The sequence below is a fragment of the Epilithonimonas zeae genome (assembly GCF_023278365.1).
Classification (GTDB): domain Bacteria; phylum Bacteroidota; class Bacteroidia; order Flavobacteriales; family Weeksellaceae; genus Epilithonimonas; species Epilithonimonas zeae_A.
Genome location: NZ_CP075338.1, coordinates 556,635 through 575,224 on the forward strand (window position 1 = coordinate 556,635; position 18,590 = coordinate 575,224).

At 37.8% G+C, this 18,590-nt stretch carries 15 protein-coding genes; all 15 read right to left on the bottom strand.

The features are described 5' to 3' along the window. Position 1 precedes the first annotated feature (1 nt). Positions 2-3,565: a DUF4450 domain-containing protein gene (locus tag KI430_RS02235; RefSeq protein WP_248876660.1), complete on the bottom strand. Its 3,564-nt coding sequence runs from the start codon at positions 3,563-3,565 to the stop codon at positions 2-4. Positions 3,566-3,802: 237 nt separating this feature from the next. Next, positions 3,803-5,206, bottom strand: coding sequence for a glycoside hydrolase family 28 protein (locus tag KI430_RS02240; RefSeq protein WP_248876661.1), 1,404 nt, complete (start codon positions 5,204-5,206; stop codon positions 3,803-3,805). Between the two features lie 94 nt (positions 5,207-5,300). Beyond that, positions 5,301-6,206: an alpha/beta hydrolase gene (locus KI430_RS02245; RefSeq protein WP_248876662.1), complete on the bottom strand. Its 906-nt coding sequence runs from the start codon at positions 6,204-6,206 to the stop codon at positions 5,301-5,303. Between the two features lie 24 nt (positions 6,207-6,230). Beyond that, positions 6,231-6,965, bottom strand: a complete 735-nt coding sequence (locus KI430_RS02250; protein ID WP_248876663.1) for a rhamnogalacturonan acetylesterase — start codon at positions 6,963-6,965, stop codon at positions 6,231-6,233. Positions 6,966-7,095: 130 nt separating this feature from the next. Further along, positions 7,096-8,349 (bottom strand): glycoside hydrolase family 105 protein, encoded by a 1,254-nt coding sequence (locus tag KI430_RS02255; RefSeq protein WP_248876664.1) that lies wholly within the window; start codon positions 8,347-8,349, stop codon positions 7,096-7,098. Positions 8,350-8,473: 124 nt separating this feature from the next. Next, a complete protein-coding gene (locus KI430_RS02260) occupies positions 8,474-9,295 on the bottom strand; it encodes an alpha/beta fold hydrolase (protein WP_248876665.1) in 822 nt (273 codons plus the stop codon). Positions 9,296-9,611: 316 nt separating this feature from the next. Continuing rightward, positions 9,612-10,130, bottom strand: coding sequence for a DsbA family protein (locus KI430_RS02265; RefSeq protein ID WP_248876666.1), 519 nt, complete (start codon positions 10,128-10,130; stop codon positions 9,612-9,614). Positions 10,131-10,132: 2 nt separating this feature from the next. Beyond that, on the bottom strand, positions 10,133-10,594 hold the full coding sequence (locus tag KI430_RS02270) for a redoxin domain-containing protein (RefSeq protein ID WP_248876667.1): 462 nt from the start codon (positions 10,592-10,594) through the stop codon (positions 10,133-10,135). A gap of 5 nt (positions 10,595-10,599) precedes the next feature. Next, positions 10,600-11,292: a YoaK family protein gene (locus KI430_RS02275; RefSeq protein WP_248876668.1), complete on the bottom strand. Its 693-nt coding sequence runs from the start codon at positions 11,290-11,292 to the stop codon at positions 10,600-10,602. A 5-nt stretch (positions 11,293-11,297) separates the two neighbouring features. Then, entirely contained in the window at positions 11,298-12,344 is a 1,047-nt protein-coding gene (locus KI430_RS02280; protein WP_248876669.1) for a cupin domain-containing protein, read from the bottom strand. A gap of 443 nt (positions 12,345-12,787) precedes the next feature. Continuing rightward, positions 12,788-13,345 (bottom strand): hypothetical protein, encoded by a 558-nt coding sequence (locus KI430_RS02285; protein ID WP_248876670.1) that lies wholly within the window; start codon positions 13,343-13,345, stop codon positions 12,788-12,790. A gap of 406 nt (positions 13,346-13,751) precedes the next feature. Beyond that, complete coding sequence (locus KI430_RS02290) at positions 13,752-14,300, bottom strand: antibiotic biosynthesis monooxygenase (RefSeq protein WP_248876671.1); 549 nt, start codon at positions 14,298-14,300, stop codon at positions 13,752-13,754. A 25-nt stretch (positions 14,301-14,325) separates the two neighbouring features. Then, positions 14,326-15,384, bottom strand: coding sequence for an NADH:flavin oxidoreductase/NADH oxidase (locus KI430_RS02295; RefSeq protein WP_248876672.1), 1,059 nt, complete (start codon positions 15,382-15,384; stop codon positions 14,326-14,328). 12 nt (positions 15,385-15,396) lie between these two features. Further along, positions 15,397-17,604, bottom strand: a complete 2,208-nt coding sequence (locus KI430_RS02300) for a hybrid sensor histidine kinase/response regulator (RefSeq protein ID WP_248876673.1) — start codon at positions 17,602-17,604, stop codon at positions 15,397-15,399. Between the two features lie 240 nt (positions 17,605-17,844). After that, positions 17,845-18,540, bottom strand: coding sequence for a LytR/AlgR family response regulator transcription factor (locus KI430_RS02305; RefSeq protein WP_248876674.1), 696 nt, complete (start codon positions 18,538-18,540; stop codon positions 17,845-17,847). Between the last annotated feature and the right edge of the window lie 50 nt (positions 18,541-18,590).

Below are 18,590 nucleotides of genomic sequence, written 5' to 3' on the forward strand. Positions count from 1 at the left end.
ATTATCTCAAAACAGTCGCACTCATCATTCCGATCACCACATCATTGCTCACAGCTGTTAATTTTATCGATTTTAATTCTTTACTAGCATCAATTGGCAAATCAAGAATCGTTGCAGCTCCACCATCAACCTGACGGTCTGTAAATCCTTTAATGCTCGAATATTTACTTAAAGTTCCGCCTTTGTACAATTCGCCCGTTTTCAATTGAACTCGATACGGAATTTTATCATCCGGAATTTCAAAAGCAAAATTGTCATCAAACAAATCCTGCTCAATCGGCCACCAATTCACTGGATTTTTCAATTCCAATTCAGAAGTTGAACCGTCAACATATTGAACCGTAATTGTTCCATTTACAATCTGCGACTGCATTGGATTGGTAGAGCCAGCCATCAGAAAATAAATTTTCTTTCCTTTTCCATTCAAAGGAATTTCAATAGAATCAGGATAATTGTCCCATTGACTTGCATAGGCAATATTTTTATCTGATTTATCAATTAAAAAAGGAATTCCAAGAAAATCAACTTTGCCATTTTTTCTTTTGTTCATTAATCCGCTGTCATCAATTTGAGCGGTAATCAAAGGATAACACCAATTCCCAATTCCCTGCCACGGAAGTTGCAGGGTAGGGACTTTCAATCTCGGTGAAAGATATTTTTGATTGAAAATTTCGGTTACCTTTTCATTGTATTTTGATGCTAATGAAATATTGTTAAATTGACCTTGATTTCCAATTTCCCAATCTGTAATTTCTACATTTTGTTTAATTCCGTTGTATTCAAGTGTGATAGAATTGGTTCCTTTGCTCAAGTAATTTGCAGGAATTTCAATCGATGTATTTTGATTTTTCTGAATGTTAAAAGTTTTGTTTAAACCATTAATACTCAGTTTTCCATTAATTTCATTCGAAGATTTTGACTGAATCTGCAGTTTTTTATTCACCCATTCTGTCTCCAAAGGAAAACGAATATCCACATTCACAGGTTGCCACCAACTCGTTCCGTTTTGTTCGACCTGCACGAAAAATGTTCCTTTTCTCTCTTCCTGAATTAAATTGAACTGATTTCCGTTTCGATTTTTAACTAATTCCTGTGGGTCAAGAATATCTTTAATTTTCTTTTTTGAATCGAAATTCAACTGAAGATTTTCCGAAATATAATTAGTAAAATCTGTCTGTTCGTTTTTCAGTTCTTCACCGGAATAATTAATTTCAAGCTTAAATTCTTTTCCTTTCGGCGTTTCAAACTGTATGATTGGCTGTAAAATAGAATTAGGTTTAATCTTCCAATCCACTTTTTTACCATTCACTTTCACCGATTTGATATTGGACTCATTCACAGGAATCTGCATTTCCAACGCTACAGGATTCTGATATTTTGATTTAAATAAATATTCCGTTTTTTTCGAACTTCTTTTAAACTGATAATCCCAATCCGGAAGCTTCAATTCGGCAGAATTCCAGTCTTTCGGGAAACCAGGTTTAATGCTGATTTTATTTTCAAGCAAATTCGGATAAACGCCGAAAAGTCCTTCTGTCAAAGTTCGTGAAGCCACCCCAATCGGGTCGGCAAAATCCCGGTACAATTCGCCACGAAATGCATCATAATGAGACAGTTGCTCAAAATTTCCCGGACTGATGCCGTAATACATCGACTCGACCAGATTTCCTTTCCAAAGTTGGTAGGCATCCTCATTTCTTCCGGCTTGCCAATATGCCAAAGCGGTCTGTAAATTTTCCGCCAAAGCGACGTTGTTAATCGACCAGTCGTAAGGTTGCCAATTGGTTGTTGCTAATGTAAAATAGTCTTTATTGTCCACACCCTTTACCGTAATCGGGATTTTCGGAGTGTGATTGTTGATGTATTGTAAATTCTGATAATCCTCAAATTCATTCAAAATAAACGCATCGGAAACGTGATAAATCGACCAGATTCCCGGTTTGTCGTGAACGATTTGATTGCCCAAAGCATCTTTATATTCAGCAAAATAGCCTTTGTTTTTAATCCAAAGTTCGTTTTTCATCGCCTTTAAAATCGCATCAGCTTCCTGTTCGTAAGGTTGCGGATTTTCGCCAATAATTTTTGCGAGCTTCGCCATTTCACGGTTGGCTCTGTAATTATATGCTGAAGTATGCGTCACTTTTCCACCCGAATATTGAAGGGCATCACTCGCCCAAATCGCCGCGTATGCATCATACAAATCGCCACGCTTGAAATTCCGCTTTTCCCAACTCATATGACGAACCATCGTCGGCCACATTTTTTTGAGAAATTCTTTGTCGCCCGTGTAATTGAAATGCGAAAAAAGCTGGTCAAAAAATACCAGATTCATATCGTAATGATGCGGTTTTGTATTGTCATTCGGATTTCTCGAAATATATCCGCTTGAAAAAACAGAAGTTCCCATTTTCTCCACACTTCTCGCCAAATGAAGCAAAGTATCCATTTCTACAGGTGCAGAATCCGGCTTCAAAACCTGTGAATTCGCATAACTTTCAAAATGTTCTTTCGCTCGGTCGTGCCAACTCAACGCATCAGCTGTGTAAGCTCCTCTCCACGCATTCAGTCGCATTCTCCACGCCACTGCACCGTGAAGAAAGGTAGGACTTTCCCAAATTCCGTCTGCGGCAACGGCTAAATTGGCTCCGAATTGATTTAAATCTGCATCCGGAGTTTTTAACTGAATTCTGTTCGTTAAGATTAAACGAGCTTTTTCAGCTTCATTAAATATGTTTTTTAAGTCTTCGTCCGAAAAGTTTTTAGCTGATTTTCCTTTCGCAATCTGAATAAAAATCGGTTGCTTTTGTGAAGAATAGGAAGCGTAAACAATCGGTGATTTGTCTGTTTTATTTTGAGTAAACTCAGCCAATTTTTCTAAAGTCTGAGCATCGGTTTGTTGCAAAGAATTCACATTTGAAAAACTTCCGCTAACGATTTGAGTTTCTTTTTTCTTATTTAAATAATTGAGTTGGAATTGATTTTTATTCAACTGAAACTGATTATTCAGACAATATTCTGGTAAAAGATAAAATCCGGATTCCGGGTCTGCGCCGATGTCGCCATTTCTGCTGAAAGTTGTTCCGCTCGCTCCGCCATAAACCGCATAGATTTTTGTTGAAGAATCTATATTGACCATTTCCATTTTTAAAACCAAACCTTCTTCTTTCGCTTGAGCCAAAACGGTTAGTTTCAAAGTTCCGGTTCCAAGAATCGGGTCTTTGATTTCATACAATATCGTTCCGGGACGATAACGGGTTTCAATTTTATCAGCCTGAATTAATTTTTTAATGGAATTTCCTTTCTGAATGACGAATTGAAGATTTCCGCCCATCCCCGGAAGATACAATGCAAATTCCGGCAAGTCTCCCGCTTCAACTCTCGATGCACGATTATCTCCGTACAAAGCTCGATTGAAACGGTATTTTCCGTTGACCAATAAAAAATCACCTTTGTCTTCTTTATAATGCAGTTCACGCTCTTTGTTCTGCCAATGCTTGGATTGGGCAAAAGAATGGGAGAGTGCCGATAAAATGATGAGTCCGGCGAAAATGGTTTTCCTGCGCATTTTAATTGTTAAAATATTTTGTAATCATTTCTGTCACATTGATTTTTTGAACACTAAGCTCACAAAGAGTTTTGATAATCATCTAATAATTTTAGTCTCACAAAGCCGCTTCGCTTATAAAAGATTCTTTGTGAAAAACTTATAATGCTTTTATAAGCGAAGCGGCTTTGTGGACTTTTAAACAATATAATTTTTAAAAACATTGTGTTCTTTGTGTTCACTTATACAAAATCTGAATTACGGTTTTAACTCAGTTAATGGTAGTCCGTTAACGGTTACATTTTTCAGCGTCACGTTTTTCATATAATCCACTTTGTAAGGAATCTGAACGCCCACCATTTTAGCATTAATCATTGTGAAATCGGTTACCGGGGAGGATTCGTAAGCATCAGAAAATACGGCATATTTTCCACCTTTGTCAACGGTTAGATTTTCAACCCAGATATTTCTCATCGTCGGAATGTGATTTCCCGGCTTTTCATAATGCATATTGAAACGAACCGCAGCTTCTTTGTAAGCACCCACTTTTGTGTTGTAGAAAAATACGTTTTCGATAATTCCGCCACGGCTTGAGCTGGTTTTGATTCTTAAAGCACGATCAAGATTTTTACTGTCCATTACATTTCCGATGGCGTAAATGTTTTTTGCCCCGCCTGCAATTTCGCTTCCGATAACGACACCGCCGTGACCGTCTTTCATTTCGCAGTTTTCGATGATGTGGTTTTCGGCAGGTCTTCCGATGTCTCTTCCGTCCTCGTCTCTTCCAGATTTGATGGCGATACAGTCATCACCTGTGTCGAAATAGGAATCTTTAATCCAGACATTTTTACAGGCTTCAGGGTCGAAACCGTCGTTGTTGGGTCCGTGACTGATGACTTTTACTCTTTCAATTAAAACATTTTCACACAAAACAGGATTCAAATTCCACATTGGAGAATTTTTAACCAAAACATCCGCCATATAAAAGTTTTTAGATTTGTAAGGCTGAACAAAATTCGGTCTTAAATACCATCCATCCCCGAAAACTCTTTCTCTTGCAGGTTTTCTCTGCGCCATATATTCGTGAAGTTTCGCACGGGCAGGATTTTGTCTTCCCGGACGAGTTTCGTTGTAACCATATTTTGTAGCACCGCACCAGAACCACCAATTGTCATTGTCAGAATTTCCATCTAAAGTTCCTTTTCCGGTTACGGCGATATTTTCTTCTTCATAAGCGTAAATCAACGATGAATAATTCATACATTCCATACCTTCCCAACGTGTGAAAACGATAGGGTAGTCGTTGCTGTCCTGACTGAATAAAATCGTAGAACCGTCGCTCAAATGAAGATTCACGTTTGATTTTAAATAAATTGCTCCTGTTAAGAAAACGCCGTTTGGAACGACAACTCTTCCGCCGCCTTCTGCATTACATTTTTCAATCGCTTTTTTGAAAGCTTCGGTATTTTTTGTTTTTCCATCTCCAACCGCGCCAAAATCGGTAATCAGGTAATCAACTTTTCTGAATTCAGGCTTTTTGATTTGCTTTTTTAACGCTTTGATTTCTTTTAAAGGCTGTTTTGCAGAAGTCCAAGGTTTGTATTGTGCCGAAAGGGCCACAGACAAAACCAATGCGAACAAGAGTGGAATATATTTTTTCATAAGGATTTAGATTCAAGGTTTTTGAAGAATTTCTTCGTATTGCAAACTAACATTAATACAAAGAAAAATTATCCTGCACTGTCGGTTAAAAAGATTATTTATTTGGAAATAAGGTTTTCAGCCAATCAGAGCATAATTTTTTCCATTGGTCTGTGAGTTCAGATTTAATGGTAATTCCGATTTTATGCTCGCCTTCCGGGAAAATAAATAGTGCACCTTTCACTTTATTCTTAGTCATTGCCTGATAATATAGAAGGCTGTTCATCACCGGAACAGTTTTATCATTTTGTGCGTGAATCAGTAATGTTGGTGGCGTTTTCTCTGTTACCTGGTTTTGCATAGAATATTCGCTGATTTTTTCCTGAGAAGCATTTTCTCCAAGCAAACTATTACGGCTTCCAACGTGAGCAAATTCTCCCAAATCAATAACCGGAGAAACTAAAATTGCAAAATTCGGAATGGTTGGTATTGATGTCCAGTTGTCTTTAAGTTCTGTATAATCTGTGGTAATGTTGCTTACTGTGGCTGCCAAATGTCCACCAGCTGAAGTTCCGATGACTCCAATTTGTTTAGGTGAAATTCCATATTGAGCAGCATTTTTTCGAAGGTATTTTATCGCTGCCTGAATGTCTTGAAGTGGTGCAATTTCTCTTTGCTTCACATCGGGAGAAATCGGTAATCTGTAATTCAAAACAAAAGCTGAAATTCCCAAAGTGTTGAACCATTTTGCAATCTGAAATCCATTCAGGTCATAAGTCAGTTTGTAATAACCTCCGCCTGGAATAACAATCACTGCCATTGGTTTCCTGTCTTCTTTTGGCGGTAAAAAAGCAAACAGTTCAGGTTCTTTGATTTGTACAAGCCGACCATCTTTCTCTTCATTTTTTAATTCTAAACCTTTGGAATTCGGCATCTGACCTTTTGTCCAAAGCGTAATTTTTTCCTGAGCAGAAATTGAGTTTACAATTAAAATCAAAAGGAGCAATCCGAATTTTCTCATTATCAAACAGTTAAAAACAATGGGTTATTTGATATATTTCTCCAATCCAATATTTAAAGTTTTCAGAGCGTTGACAGCAAGCTTTGCAACAGTTTCTGCGCCTAATCTGGATAGATGTGTATCATCAGCTTTGTCTTTTCTATAATATGGATTTTCACCTTCTTTAAAATGAAGATGTAAAAGTTTTGATTTTTCCGGACCGGCTGAAATCTCCATTTGCTCGGTCAATAATTGCATATCGACAAAAGGGACTTTCATTGCATCAGCAACCAATCTTACTACTAGCGGATATTCTTTGTGCGTATCGACTAAAACGCCATTTTCATTAAAATTTCTTCTTGTGATTGAAGTCATCAGAATCGGCGTTGCACCTTTGGCTCTTGTTTCGGTCACATACCTTTCCAGATTGGCTCTATATTGTGTATAAGGATTGGTAAATTTTGTAGAATCTTTCAGCTTTTGGTCATTATGCCCAAACTGAATAATCACAAAATCACCTTTTTTTAGCTGCTTTTCAACTTTGTCCCAACGTCCTTCTGTGCGGAAACTTTTGGAACTTCTGCCGTTCATAGCGTGATTTTGGATTTCGATTCCTGATGCAAAAAACTGTTGTAGAACCTGTCCCCAGCCGTGTTCGGGATTTTTTTCAGGATTATCCTTATTAGACATTGTAGAATCGCCAATTAAAAATAATGTTGGTTTCTGAGCCCATATCATTAATGAAAGAAACAGAAATATGATGGAAAGTTTTTTATTCATTTTTGAATTGTTTTAACATTGAATCATTCGCAGCCCGACTTGAGCGTAAATCCTTTTTGTTTTTACTAAAAAATAAAAAGATTGGGAGCGGAAGGCGGATACAGCTGCCCTAATTTAAATAATTATAGTTTTATTTCTCGAATTCTAAGCTTGCCAAAATGAAAGGTCCGGTTCCTTTCCCGTCATTGGAACGGATTTTTTCCTTAACATAATATTCATAAGAACCGTCTCTGTAAGGTTTTCCACCTAAGCCCGCAACAGCACAACATTTATTAAGATTGACAACGCCATTTTCATCAACTGTGATTAGATTTTTGATAATTCCGTCATAACCTTTTTTAGCAGCAGCCTTGTAAGATTGTGGTAAATAGCCTTCGTTTACAGATTTGATAATTGTATAAACAAACATCGCCGAAGCGCTCGCTTCCTCATAGTTACCATTTTCCAAAGGTTTGTCCAAAACCTGATACCAAAGTCCGGACTTTTTATCCTGAACTTTGATTACAGCATCAGCGTAAGATTTGATGTAGGAAATGATTCTCGTTCTTCCGGGATGATCTTTTGGTAAAAAGTCCAAAACATCAACCATTGCCATTCCGTACCAACCCATCGCTCTGCCCCAAAAATTGGGGGAAAGTCCCGTTTGTTTATCTGCCCAAGCTTGTTCTTTGCTCTCGTCCCAAGCGTGGTAGAGTAATCCTGTTTTTTTGTCTAAAAGATTTTTCTGAACCGAATCAAATTGGAAAGCAATATCATCGTATGCTTTAAGAGCATCTGAGCCTTTTGTGAAATCTTTTGTATAATGCGTGTAGAAAGGCATTCCCATATAAAGACCGTCCAACCAGACCTGATATGGATAAATTTTTTTGTGCCAGAAAGAGCCTTCGTTAGTTCTTGGTTGTCCGTCGATTTGTAAACGCAAAGTTTGAAGCGCTTTCAGATATTTTTCTTTTTTCTCTTTTTCGTAAAGATAAAGCAATACGTTTCCGCTATTCAGCATATCGATATTATACTTTTCCAGCTCATATGTCTGAATGGTTCCGTCTTCATTAATTAACTTTTCGCCGAAACCACTGATGTAATCATAGTACTCCTTCTTTCCGGTTTTAGCATAGAGTTTTTCTGCGCCGTCTAATACAATGGCGGAAGGATAAGTCCACTTCGGACTCTTGCTGAAATCTAACATCCAAGCTTCCGGGAAACGATGCATCTCGGAAAGCATCATTCTCTCTGACCATTTTAGATTGGTGGGAACAACTATTCCTGATTGTGATTTTGAAATTTCTGCTTTAGTTGCCACTTTTGATTGTGCAGAAACCAAGGATAGACCTGAACTTAAAACTGTGAAAGTGAGAATTTTTATTTTATGCTTAATTAAATTCATCTTTATTGATTTTGAATTATAATCGCAATCTAAAATAATCACAATTAATAATTGTCCTGCACTGTCGGGATACGAAAAAGGTGAATCAAATGACTCACCTTTCGTATAATTATGTATATTCTGATTACCCCTCAATAAACTCCAACAAATCCTTATTAATCGTTTCGTGTTCCGTAGTCGGCATTCCGTGAGGGAAACCTGGGTAAGTAATTAACTTTCCGTTCTTTAATAATTTAATTGATTTTAATGCAGCATTGGCGATAGGCACAATCTGGTCATCTTCACCGTGCATCACCAAAACCGGAATATCAACAGCTTTTAAATCTTCAGTAAAATCTGTCTCTGAGAAAGCTTTGATTCCATCATAATGAGCCACGATTCCGCCCATCATTCCCTGTCTCCACCAGTTTCTTTGTACACCTTCTTTTACATTAGCGCCTTCTCTGTTGTATCCGTAGAAAGGGAAAGTCAAATCAATATAAAATTGGTTTCTGTTGTTCAAAGTCTGATCTCTGATATTGTCAAAAACTTCCATCGGAACTCCGTCCGGATTACTTTCGCTTTTTACCATTACTGGCGGAACAGCACTAATTAAAACCGCTTTTTTTGCTCTACCATTAGCATATTTGTTTACATAACGGATCACTTCACCACCTCCTGTAGAGTGACCAATGTGCACTACGTCTTTCAAATCTAAAAATTCAACCAATTCCGCCGCATCAGAAGCATATTGCTCAATCGTGTGGTTATAAATATTCTGACTTGATCTTCCGTGACCTCTTCTGTCGTGAGAAATCACTCTGTAACCTCTCTGTAAAAAGAAAATTACCTGTGCATCCCAATCGTCTGAAGATAAAGGCCATCCGTGGTGAAACATCAATACTGGTCCTTCTCCCTGATCTTTATAAAAAATTTCTGTTCCGTCTTGTAATTTTAGTGTACTCATTTTGTTAAATTTTTAATGTTGTGATTAATTTATTTGATAATATTTGTTGTCTTATTTATTTAGCAAATGTATGATTGATAAAGTTGATAGAAATTAATCTAGTTTAATTTCGCACATTTTGTTGAATATTTTTTATTGGGGCAGCTGTTTCCGCCTTCCGCTCCCAATCTTTTCACTCCGCTGCGCTGCGCAAAAAGGATTTCCGCTCAAGTCGGGCTGCGTGAGATTCGCTGTTAAAAGAACTTAAGAGTACTTTTATAAGTTTAGTATGAACTTACAATAACTTAAGTGTAAAAAACTTTGTGCCTTTTGTAGTTTACCCAACCGTATTCTCCCGTATCAGCTGAAGCAAATCCATCGCACTTCCATTGAATTTATTTCCGTTAACGAAAAAAGAAGGCGTTCCGTTTACTCCGCTTACAATTCCGCTTTCAAAATCCGAATCTACTTTTTCTTCCAGTTCGGTTTTCTGTATATCTTCTTTAAATTGAGAAATATTTAAGCCTATTTTTTCTGCAAGTTCAAACAAGAATAGTTCATTCAGAGATCCCTGGTTTTCGTAGATCGCATCGTGCATTTCCCAGAATTTTCCCTGAAGATTGGCGGCTTCAGCTGCGATTGCGGCAGGTCTTGCATATTGATGCATTTCCGACAAAGGAAAATTCCTGAAAACAAATTTTACCTGACTTCCGAATTCTTTCATTAATTCTTTCAAAACAGGATAAGCGGCTCCGCAATACGGACACTGATAATCGCCGTATTCTACAATCACAAGGTCGGCATTGTCGTTACCTTGGGCGTGGTCAGTTGTGCTGACTGATGGTTTTAGTGACATAATTATTTTGTGTTAAGATTTTCCAAAGCTTCTAATATTCCGTCTGCGCCGGGATTGATGGCGGTAGGAGACAGGTAGCTCCATTCGATGATGCCATCTTTGTTAATGACGAATAATGCGCGTTTGCATTCTCCTTCCTCATCATCGTAAACGCCGTATTTTTTTGCTGTTTCTCCTTTCGCTTCAAAGTCAGCCAACAATGGGAAATGTAAGTTTCTGGATTGTGAAAAAGCAAGATGACACCATTTGCTGTCCACAGAGATTCCAAAGAGTTCTGCGTCATATTTATGGAAGAACTTCAAAGTTTCGTTGTACAAAGCCATCTGGTCGCTGCAAACCGGGCTCCAGTCTGCGGGATAAAATGCTAGGATTACATTTTTTCCTTTAAATTCAGATAAAGTTATTTTCTGATCGGGCGTCGCAAACAATGTAAAATCGGGAGCAACAGTGCCTTTTTGTAACATAATATTTAGTTTTTGGGTGTTATTGAATTGAAAATTAATCCTCTACAAGTTAGCAATAAAACTGCAGGTAAAAGCAAAATCCAGTTTTTCCATATACTTAATAAGAAGGGAGCTGTCACAGCACCTGACAAAAATCCCATCCACAAAAGCAAGAGATAGATTGCATTTTCCTTAGCCTCGTTCTTCTCATTTTCATCATTACTCATCGTGAATATTGCCATATTTTTAGCAAGGCTGTTCAATGTACCGGTTACAAAATCTGTATTCACTTTCAGGTTTCCAACAGTCGTTACAATCGTATTCATCATTCCCATTGCAAAACCGATGATGGCAATCGAAGGAATCACAGGAATTTGACGGTAATGATTAATAAAAGTATAAAGCATCAAAATTCCCGAAACAATATAAAAAGCAATCGTTTTAATGCTGCATTTCTTCCATAATGAAAAACAGGTTCCTGCATAAATTCCCATCAAAAAACTTCCAATTACCGTAACTGATGTGATGATAACTCCATATTTTCCACTGGAAAAAGCCGCTCCCAATTGCGTGGTGTTTCCACTCATAAAGGAAACATAGGTTTTCCATTTGATCAATCCCGTTGCATCGATATATCCTGCGATGAATGCTAAAAAGATGGCCAATTTCTCCTGTACTTTGATTTCTTTGGAAGACAGAAGAGATTTTTCCGCAATCAAAACCGTTATTTTTCAGGTTGAATAAATACTTTTTTCGAAGGGAATTTTTCAATTTCACCTTCCTTTAAACCAAAATTCGTTATGACAACATCTTTTGGATTTCCGGCCAGCCATTCGCTTAGATCAATGGATTCATAAGTTCCGCTGTTGAATCCAATCAATACTTTGCAGACCTTATCGCCTGTATTTTTGATGTAATGTCCGGCTCCCATCGGAACATAACCTACATCTCCCGCATTAAACTGTTCGGTAACAATCGCTCCTTCCGCTAAGAAAACCGACATCTCGGCCTGTCCGGAAATAAAATACTGCCATTCATCCGCATTCGGATGCCAGTGCATTTCTCTTAAAGCGCCCGGTTGAAGTTCCAAAATAGAACCAGCCATTGTTTTGCTGATAGGAAATTCTTTACTTGTTACCAATCTCTGCAAACCACCTCCGGGAATGATTCTCGGTTGCTGGGAATGCAGTGGATAACGGTGAAGATTGGTCAGTTCTATATCAGATTCTTCAGGTCTTGCTGTGGCCACAAATGACATTTCGTCCGGAACAATTCCTGCTGCGAAATAGGCTTCTTTCTGTGGTAACGCTGCCACTTCTTCAAGGGTTAATCCTAAGTTCTGAGCGGCAATTTCTGGTGGTACACTGGATACAAAATCTGTAACGCTGAATGTGTGGTCTTCAGAAAAATTACCGTTATCAAAGATCAGAATGAAATGACATTCTTCCGTTCCTGTCGCCTGGATCGAGTGGCCGTACCCTTTTGGGAAATACCATACATCTCCCGGCTCAAAATTATCGGTATAGCTTTTTCCGTCCGGATGAATAATAGTGGTACGAACCGTTCCCGAAATCACATACGCCCATTCTGCGGCATTGGCGTGCCAGTGCAATTCTCTCATACTTCCTGGCTGCAGTCTCATAGAAACTCCGGCAATACCTATTGATGCAGGAAAATCTTTTACAGAAGCACCTCTTGTAGTTCCTCCGTCATTAGTACGTGGGTTTTGTTTTTCTAACTCGTATTTGAAGCTTAAAGTTGAAGTATTCATCGTATTATTTTTAGTGATTATCTCTTGTTCTTAATTCTATGGTAAAGCTACTTCCGAATCTGGCTTTTTTCAGTTTCTATTCGGTGAATAGGCAAAATCAGTCGTTGAGTTTTATGATATAAAAGATGATGATTTTTTTTCAGCTCCGTAGGAGCATTCTGTTAATAGAAAGATATATTAATTATGACGAGTTCCGTAGGAACGACCTGATAATTATTGGTTCACAGGTCGCTTTTACAGAGCTTTAATGTATCTTTATATGTTTATCTATTAATAGTTATTTTAATCTGAACAATTTATTTTAGATTAAAGTAAAATACATTTTTCAAACAAGTTACAGGAAACAAAACACAAAGTCGTTTGGTTACAAAACAGTTGTTTTTAAACCAAAAAAAATCACTGGCTGAACCCAATGATTTTAATTACTATATAAAATGTTGATTTTAAAAAGGCTGATTGTATTGGCCTGTCAAAGCTTTGTTCTCGATACTTTTTGCAAAATTAGGTGTTTCTTCGTGGTTGTGAGCATCAGAGGCAGCTTGTCTTGAAGCTGCGGCATCTGCAAGATTAATATTGTGCTCTTTCAAATATTCGAACATTTCGGGAGTTGCGGTTGCGTGAATTTCGTTGGTGTACAAAGTCGTGTTGTCATCAATTTTTGTCGCTTTCAGTTCCCATAAAACCTGAACTTTTGTTCTTCCGTTTTTCGTAATAGAATCAGAAACAGATAACATTCTGCAATAATCCGGGCGATACACTGTGGCTACATAATGCTGAACCATCAAAGCATCTCCGATTGTTTCAACATTTAACGAAACTGGTTCGCCGTCAAAAGTAGTAGAAATAGCGGCTCCGATGTGCTGGGTGGAGCATCTTTGATATTCGGCATCGGGTAAGTTTAATAACCAATCTGCGATGTTAACTTTTTCGAATGGTGCATTGATAATAGCGGTTACACTTGAGTGAGACAGTGCGTTTTCTGGTGTTTGTAGAATTTCCATAATGTTTTGGTTTTAATTGTTTGTATTAATTGATGATGTAAAGCTACAGGCAACTTAATGGAAAATCAATGGGTGTTCGATGAACGGGCGAAATGTATCGTTGAATCAGTACGATGAAATTTTGTAACCAATTTGGCTACTAAATAAAAAAAATCACTGCATTTCACAGTGGTTTTTAATTAATGATGTAATCAATATCAAAGTTTGTTTGAAGTTTTATTTAACCACAAAAGGAACAAAAGATGAGTTAAAACGTTTATTTAAAGTAATAATATAAATGAAAAAGGTCACAACAGCTTTTAAAAATCTTGATTTTTACTCTTTGAGAACTTTGAATATTCTAATTATTGCTTTATGATGGTCTTTTGTGACTTTTGTGGTTAATTCTGAAATTGGTTTAAACATATTATTTAAAAAGCCATTTTCTAATCAGTTTTGTATAATTCGGCATTACGACGAAAACCATTAGAAAAACGATACATCCTGAAATCAGAAGTCCGTCTGAATAATGATTTGCAGGGATTTTTAATAACCTTAAAAAGGGGAGAAGTACCAATGGAACCAACAATGACAATGGATAAATGGCTGACCAGGTTACCAGGAACTGTTTCCATCGTACGGGAACTTTTGTTTCATTTTCAGTTTCAAAAAGAAAATCGAGCCCGGATTTTATTTTGTAATTATCATTTTTTCGGAAAAGTGGATTGGCTTTTTCAATCAGTTTTTTTCTGTCGTCAGATTCCATCCATTTTTTGAGATTTTCAATAGTGTCAAACCGAATAATTACCGTGTAAATAAACGTAAGATGGGGAATCGGGCGCACAATCTGATGGTCAATAAAACCTTCTGAATGCTTTGTGAGCGGAACAATATGCTCCAGCCATTTTTCGTATTCTGCCTCTTTGCCGTCTAAAACGTGATGGGTAATTACGACCGATGCGCCTTGAGTTTCCATACTCTTAATTTTAAATGAATGATATTTAAAAAGCTCTTTTATACTGCCACGGAATCTCAACCTCCAATTCCAATTCTTTCGCGGAATGTAATGCAAAATAAGGGTCACGCAAATGTTCTCTGGCGATGAAAATCAAATCTGCTTCATCATTCACGATAATATCATTTGCCTGAACAGCTTCGGTAATCATCCCGACCGCACCTGTTGCAATCCCGGTCTGTTGTCTGATAGTTGATGAGAACGGAACCTGATAATTAGGAAAAACACGGTCTTTGCTGACGTTGGCAAATCCACCGCCTGAAGCCGTGATAAGATCGACACCGTTTTCCCTAAGAATTTTTGCGAGAATAATGCTGTCATCCAAAGTCCACGCATCCGGTGTTTGCAGATAATCGACCGCCGAGATTCTCACCAAAAGAGGCATTCCGTCAGGAATTGATCTTCGTACTTCGCCAACAGTTTCTACCAGAAAACGGATTCTGTTTTGCAGACTTCCGCCATATTCGTCATTTCTTTTATTAATGACTGCGGAATAGAACTGGTGGAAAAGATAACCGTGACCGGCGTGCAGTTCTATGGTGTCAAAACCTGCCTCCACAGCTCTGTGTGAAGCTTCTACAAATTTTACTTTCAACTCCTGAATTTCATCAACCGTCAATTCCTCAGGAATCACACCGTTCATTTCTGTAGGCGAAGAGGATTTTACAGTCCAGCCACCTTCTTCTTTAGGAAGTGGCTTCATTTTTTCGTTGGGATGTTTCAGGCTTCCTTTTCCACCGGAATGCCAGAGTTGCATTCCTATTTTTGCATCCTGCTCGTGTACAAAATCGACAATGTTTTTCCACGCATCTTTCTGCTCGTCATTCCAGATTCCGACGTCGCTCAGAGTAGCTAAACCTTCTGGAGATATAGCGGTGCATTCGGTCATTATCAAACCTGCTCCGCCAACGGCTCTTCCACCGAGATGGACAAGATGCCAATTTCCCGGGATGCCGTTTTTTGCACTGTATTGTTGCATTGGTGATACCACGATTCTGTTTTTCAGGGTCAGCTGGCGCAGGGTTAAAGGTGAGAATAAGTTCATTATATTTTATATTTATAGTGATTGTAAAAATAATTTGCTTTCATCAAGTGATTTCAGCAAAATATCTCGTGTTTCTTCCAAAGCCTGTTTCGATATTGGATTTTCGTTGTTGGTTAATTCCAAAATATTCAGTTTTTCTTCTAATAATGGTAGTAATCCCATTATTGCCACACTTGATTTCAAATCGTGAGCTCTTAATTTTACGATCGTAAAATCGGCTTTTTCATAACCCGATTTCATTTCCTGAAGATGTACCGGAATTTTGTCTAAAAACTGCTGTGTGACCGTTCTTTCAAAATCTTTATCTCCATTGCTGATGGATTTCATATAAGTAAGATCAATATATTGATAAACAGTACTGTTTTCCTTAGCTTTTGCTTGATTATTTTTACCTTCTTTCAATCCGAAACCTGAAATCAATTTAAATAATTCATCTTCATTGACGGGTTTGGAAATATATTCGTTCATTCCGCGGCTCATACATCTTTCCCGTTCTCCCGCCAGTGCGTGCGCCGTCATTGCGATAATCGGGATATCAAGTTTTAATTCTTCACGGATTTTTTGTGTTGCAGCATAACCGTCCATTTGTGGCATCTGAATATCCATTAAAACCAAATCGCAATCGTTATTTCTGAGATATTCCACCGCTTCCAGACCGTTGTTTGCAATATCATAATCAATGTTCCATTGCGAGAGAAGATGTTTCATCAGGCTTTGATTGATCGCGTTATCATCTACAATTAAAACTTTTAAAGGTACATTGGATTTATCTTTGAAATAATTGATATTAACAGAAGGCACCACATTAATCTGTTCTTTCGCAATGGCATAAGGAATGTAAAAATGAAAAGTCGTGCCTTTTCCCTGTTCACTCATTACCTCAATATCGCCATTTTGCAATTGAATTAAACTTTTCACAATGGATAAGCCAAGCCCGGTTCCGCCATAATTTCTTGTTGTAGAATCTTCACCCTGATTGAATCTTTCAAAAACCTCGCTAAGCTTTTCTTTATCGATTCCAATTCCTGTATCTGAAACTTTAAAACCGACAATCACTTCGTTTTCAGTTTGATGTTTATTGTAAATTTCGATACTGATATTTCCGTGATGGGTAAATTTGATAGCATTTCCGATGAGGTTGACTAAAATTTGAGTGAGTCTTGTTGCATCACCGTTCAAAGTATCAGGAATCGAGGAATCTATTTTGCTGGAAATCGCTAATCCTTTTTCTTTGGCACGTTCCACAAAAAACGTTTCGACAGAATTCACCAATCCGTTGATACTGAATATTCCTTTGGTAATACGCATCATTCCTGCTTCGATTTTGGATAAATCCAGGATGTCATTGATAATGGCCATCAGATTTTCTCCTGAGCGTTGAATGGATGATACAAATTCTTTTGAAGTTTCATCCAATGGTCTTTTTTGTAAAAGGTTGGTAAAGCCCAAAATTCCGCTCAGAGGTGTTCTGATTTCGTGGCTCATATTGGCTAAAAAATTTTCTTTGGTCTGTGCGGCAACCGAAGCTTTTTTCTCCGCAACATCCAATTCCTGGATCAGCAATCTCTGACGTTTAAACTGGCGAAGAATATGATAGCCAACGATAGATCCGCTTAAGATCAAAAGAATCAGCAAGGAAATATCATACAATCTGGCTTTCTGTCCCATTTCCTCGTTTTTTTTGCTGAGATCTACCATATGAATTTTTCGACTTTCATAGATCTTTGCGGTGATAGAAGTGATTTCGTTCGATATTTTTCTGGCTCTTGGATTAGCAATGGAAGTCTGATCGTCCATATTTCCGAGGGTATGATAACGCAGCAATAATTTATCCTTCGTTGTTTTCTTGTCCATCGCGAGAACACTCAACCGGTGAATTAATCTTTCTTCCTCTGTATCGGCATTGTCTTTGGAAAGGGAATCCAAAAAGTTTTCTATCTGATTGATCTTTTGGTCGATTCCTTCAAGGTGAGTGGTATCATTGGTTGCAATGGAAGCTCGGATCCTGCTTTCAACGCCTAAAATATCACGGTCAATTTCACGCAAATGGTTGCTTGAACGTAATTCTTCGAGAAGTTTGTTATTGTTACGAATAAGTTCCTTTGTATTTTGGGCTGAATTGATCTGAACTGCAATCAATAGGAGAGACCCCACAATAAATGTGAGAATAATGAAGTAACTGAATCTCCTGTTGTTCATTACTGAGGATATCTTTTTCATAAGTCTATTATGTTGACTTTAAAATTATTGTTAACCACCCCGTCAAAAATTCTTCGAATTTTCGCCACCCCTCCAAAAGAGGGGAATTTTTGCATTGCAATTGGAACGGCGAATTGTTGCAGCCCGACTTGAGCGGAGCTCTTTTTGTCATTGCGATTGCTGAATAGTTCAACAGATTGCTTCACTTCGTTCGCAATGACAAAAAAGCGGGAGCGGAAGGCGGATTAAGCTGCCCAAATCCTAAAAAACATTCATTCTCGTATTGAGTGCTTTTCGGTAAGCGTCCGCAACGGGAATGAATTTTCCGTTAATCATAATTCCGCCGTCCTGAAGTGTATCAATTTTACCGACAGAAACGATGTAAGACCGATGAACTCTGATGAAATGATCTTTCGGTAGACGTTCTTCCGCCGTTTTCATCTTGCCGTGGATGGCAAACATTTTTTCTCTTGTATAGAACTTAACGTAATCGCCCATTGCTTCTGCATACAAAATATCATCCAGTTTCAGGCGTCTTGTAATATTGGAATCCCGTACGAAAAGAAACTCGTCTTTTGTGATTTCTACATTTTCCTTTCGGCTTTCAAGAATAGCCTGTGCTTTGCTTACTGCCTGTAAAAATCTTGCCGGCATCACAGGTTTTAACAGATAATCTGCGATATTCAATTCGAAAGCTTCGAGTGCATATTCTTTATTAGATGTAGTGAAAATGATGATTGTTTCTTTTCCTGAGAGATTTTTGGTGAGTTCTATCCCTGTCATTTCAGGCATTTCGATGTCTAAGAAAATGAGATCAACAGGATGGGTCTGCAGATAATTGTAAGCTTCAATCGCGTTGGAAAATTCATTGACAATTGTAAGACTCGGAATTTGTTTTGCCAAATGTGATAATGTTGTTCTTGCAATGTCGTTGTCATCGACGATTAAAGCTTTCATAGGGATAGTTATTTATGATTTTACACAAATATAATTATTCCTTTTTTCTT

Coding starts and splice junctions, on each gene's coding strand:
- KI430_RS02295 (WP_248876672.1), bottom strand. CDS start 15,384: ATGAACTTATTCTCACCTTTAACCCTGCGCCAGCTGACCCTGAAAAAC.
- KI430_RS02305 (WP_248876674.1), bottom strand. CDS start 18,540: ATGAAAGCTTTAATCGTCGATGACAACGACATTGCAAGAACAACATTA.
- KI430_RS02285 (WP_248876670.1), bottom strand. CDS start 13,345: ATGGAAATTCTACAAACACCAGAAAACGCACTGTCTCACTCAAGTGTA.
- KI430_RS02245 (WP_248876662.1), bottom strand. CDS start 6,206: ATGAGAAAATTCGGATTGCTCCTTTTGATTTTAATTGTAAACTCAATT.
- KI430_RS02260 (WP_248876665.1), bottom strand. CDS start 9,295: ATGAGTACACTAAAATTACAAGACGGAACAGAAATTTTTTATAAAGAT.
- KI430_RS02265 (WP_248876666.1), bottom strand. CDS start 10,130: ATGTCACTAAAACCATCAGTCAGCACAACTGACCACGCCCAAGGTAAC.
- KI430_RS02300 (WP_248876673.1), bottom strand. CDS start 17,604: ATGAAAAAGATATCCTCAGTAATGAACAACAGGAGATTCAGTTACTTC.
- KI430_RS02255 (WP_248876664.1), bottom strand. CDS start 8,349: ATGAATTTAATTAAGCATAAAATAAAAATTCTCACTTTCACAGTTTTA.
- KI430_RS02270 (WP_248876667.1), bottom strand. CDS start 10,594: ATGTTACAAAAAGGCACTGTTGCTCCCGATTTTACATTGTTTGCGACG.
- KI430_RS02240 (WP_248876661.1), bottom strand. CDS start 5,206: ATGAAAAAATATATTCCACTCTTGTTCGCATTGGTTTTGTCTGTGGCC.
- KI430_RS02290 (WP_248876671.1), bottom strand. CDS start 14,300: ATGGAAACTCAAGGCGCATCGGTCGTAATTACCCATCACGTTTTAGAC.
- KI430_RS02250 (WP_248876663.1), bottom strand. CDS start 6,965: ATGAATAAAAAACTTTCCATCATATTTCTGTTTCTTTCATTAATGATA.
- KI430_RS02235 (WP_248876660.1), bottom strand. CDS start 3,565: ATGCGCAGGAAAACCATTTTCGCCGGACTCATCATTTTATCGGCACTC.
- KI430_RS02280 (WP_248876669.1), bottom strand. CDS start 12,344: ATGAATACTTCAACTTTAAGCTTCAAATACGAGTTAGAAAAACAAAAC.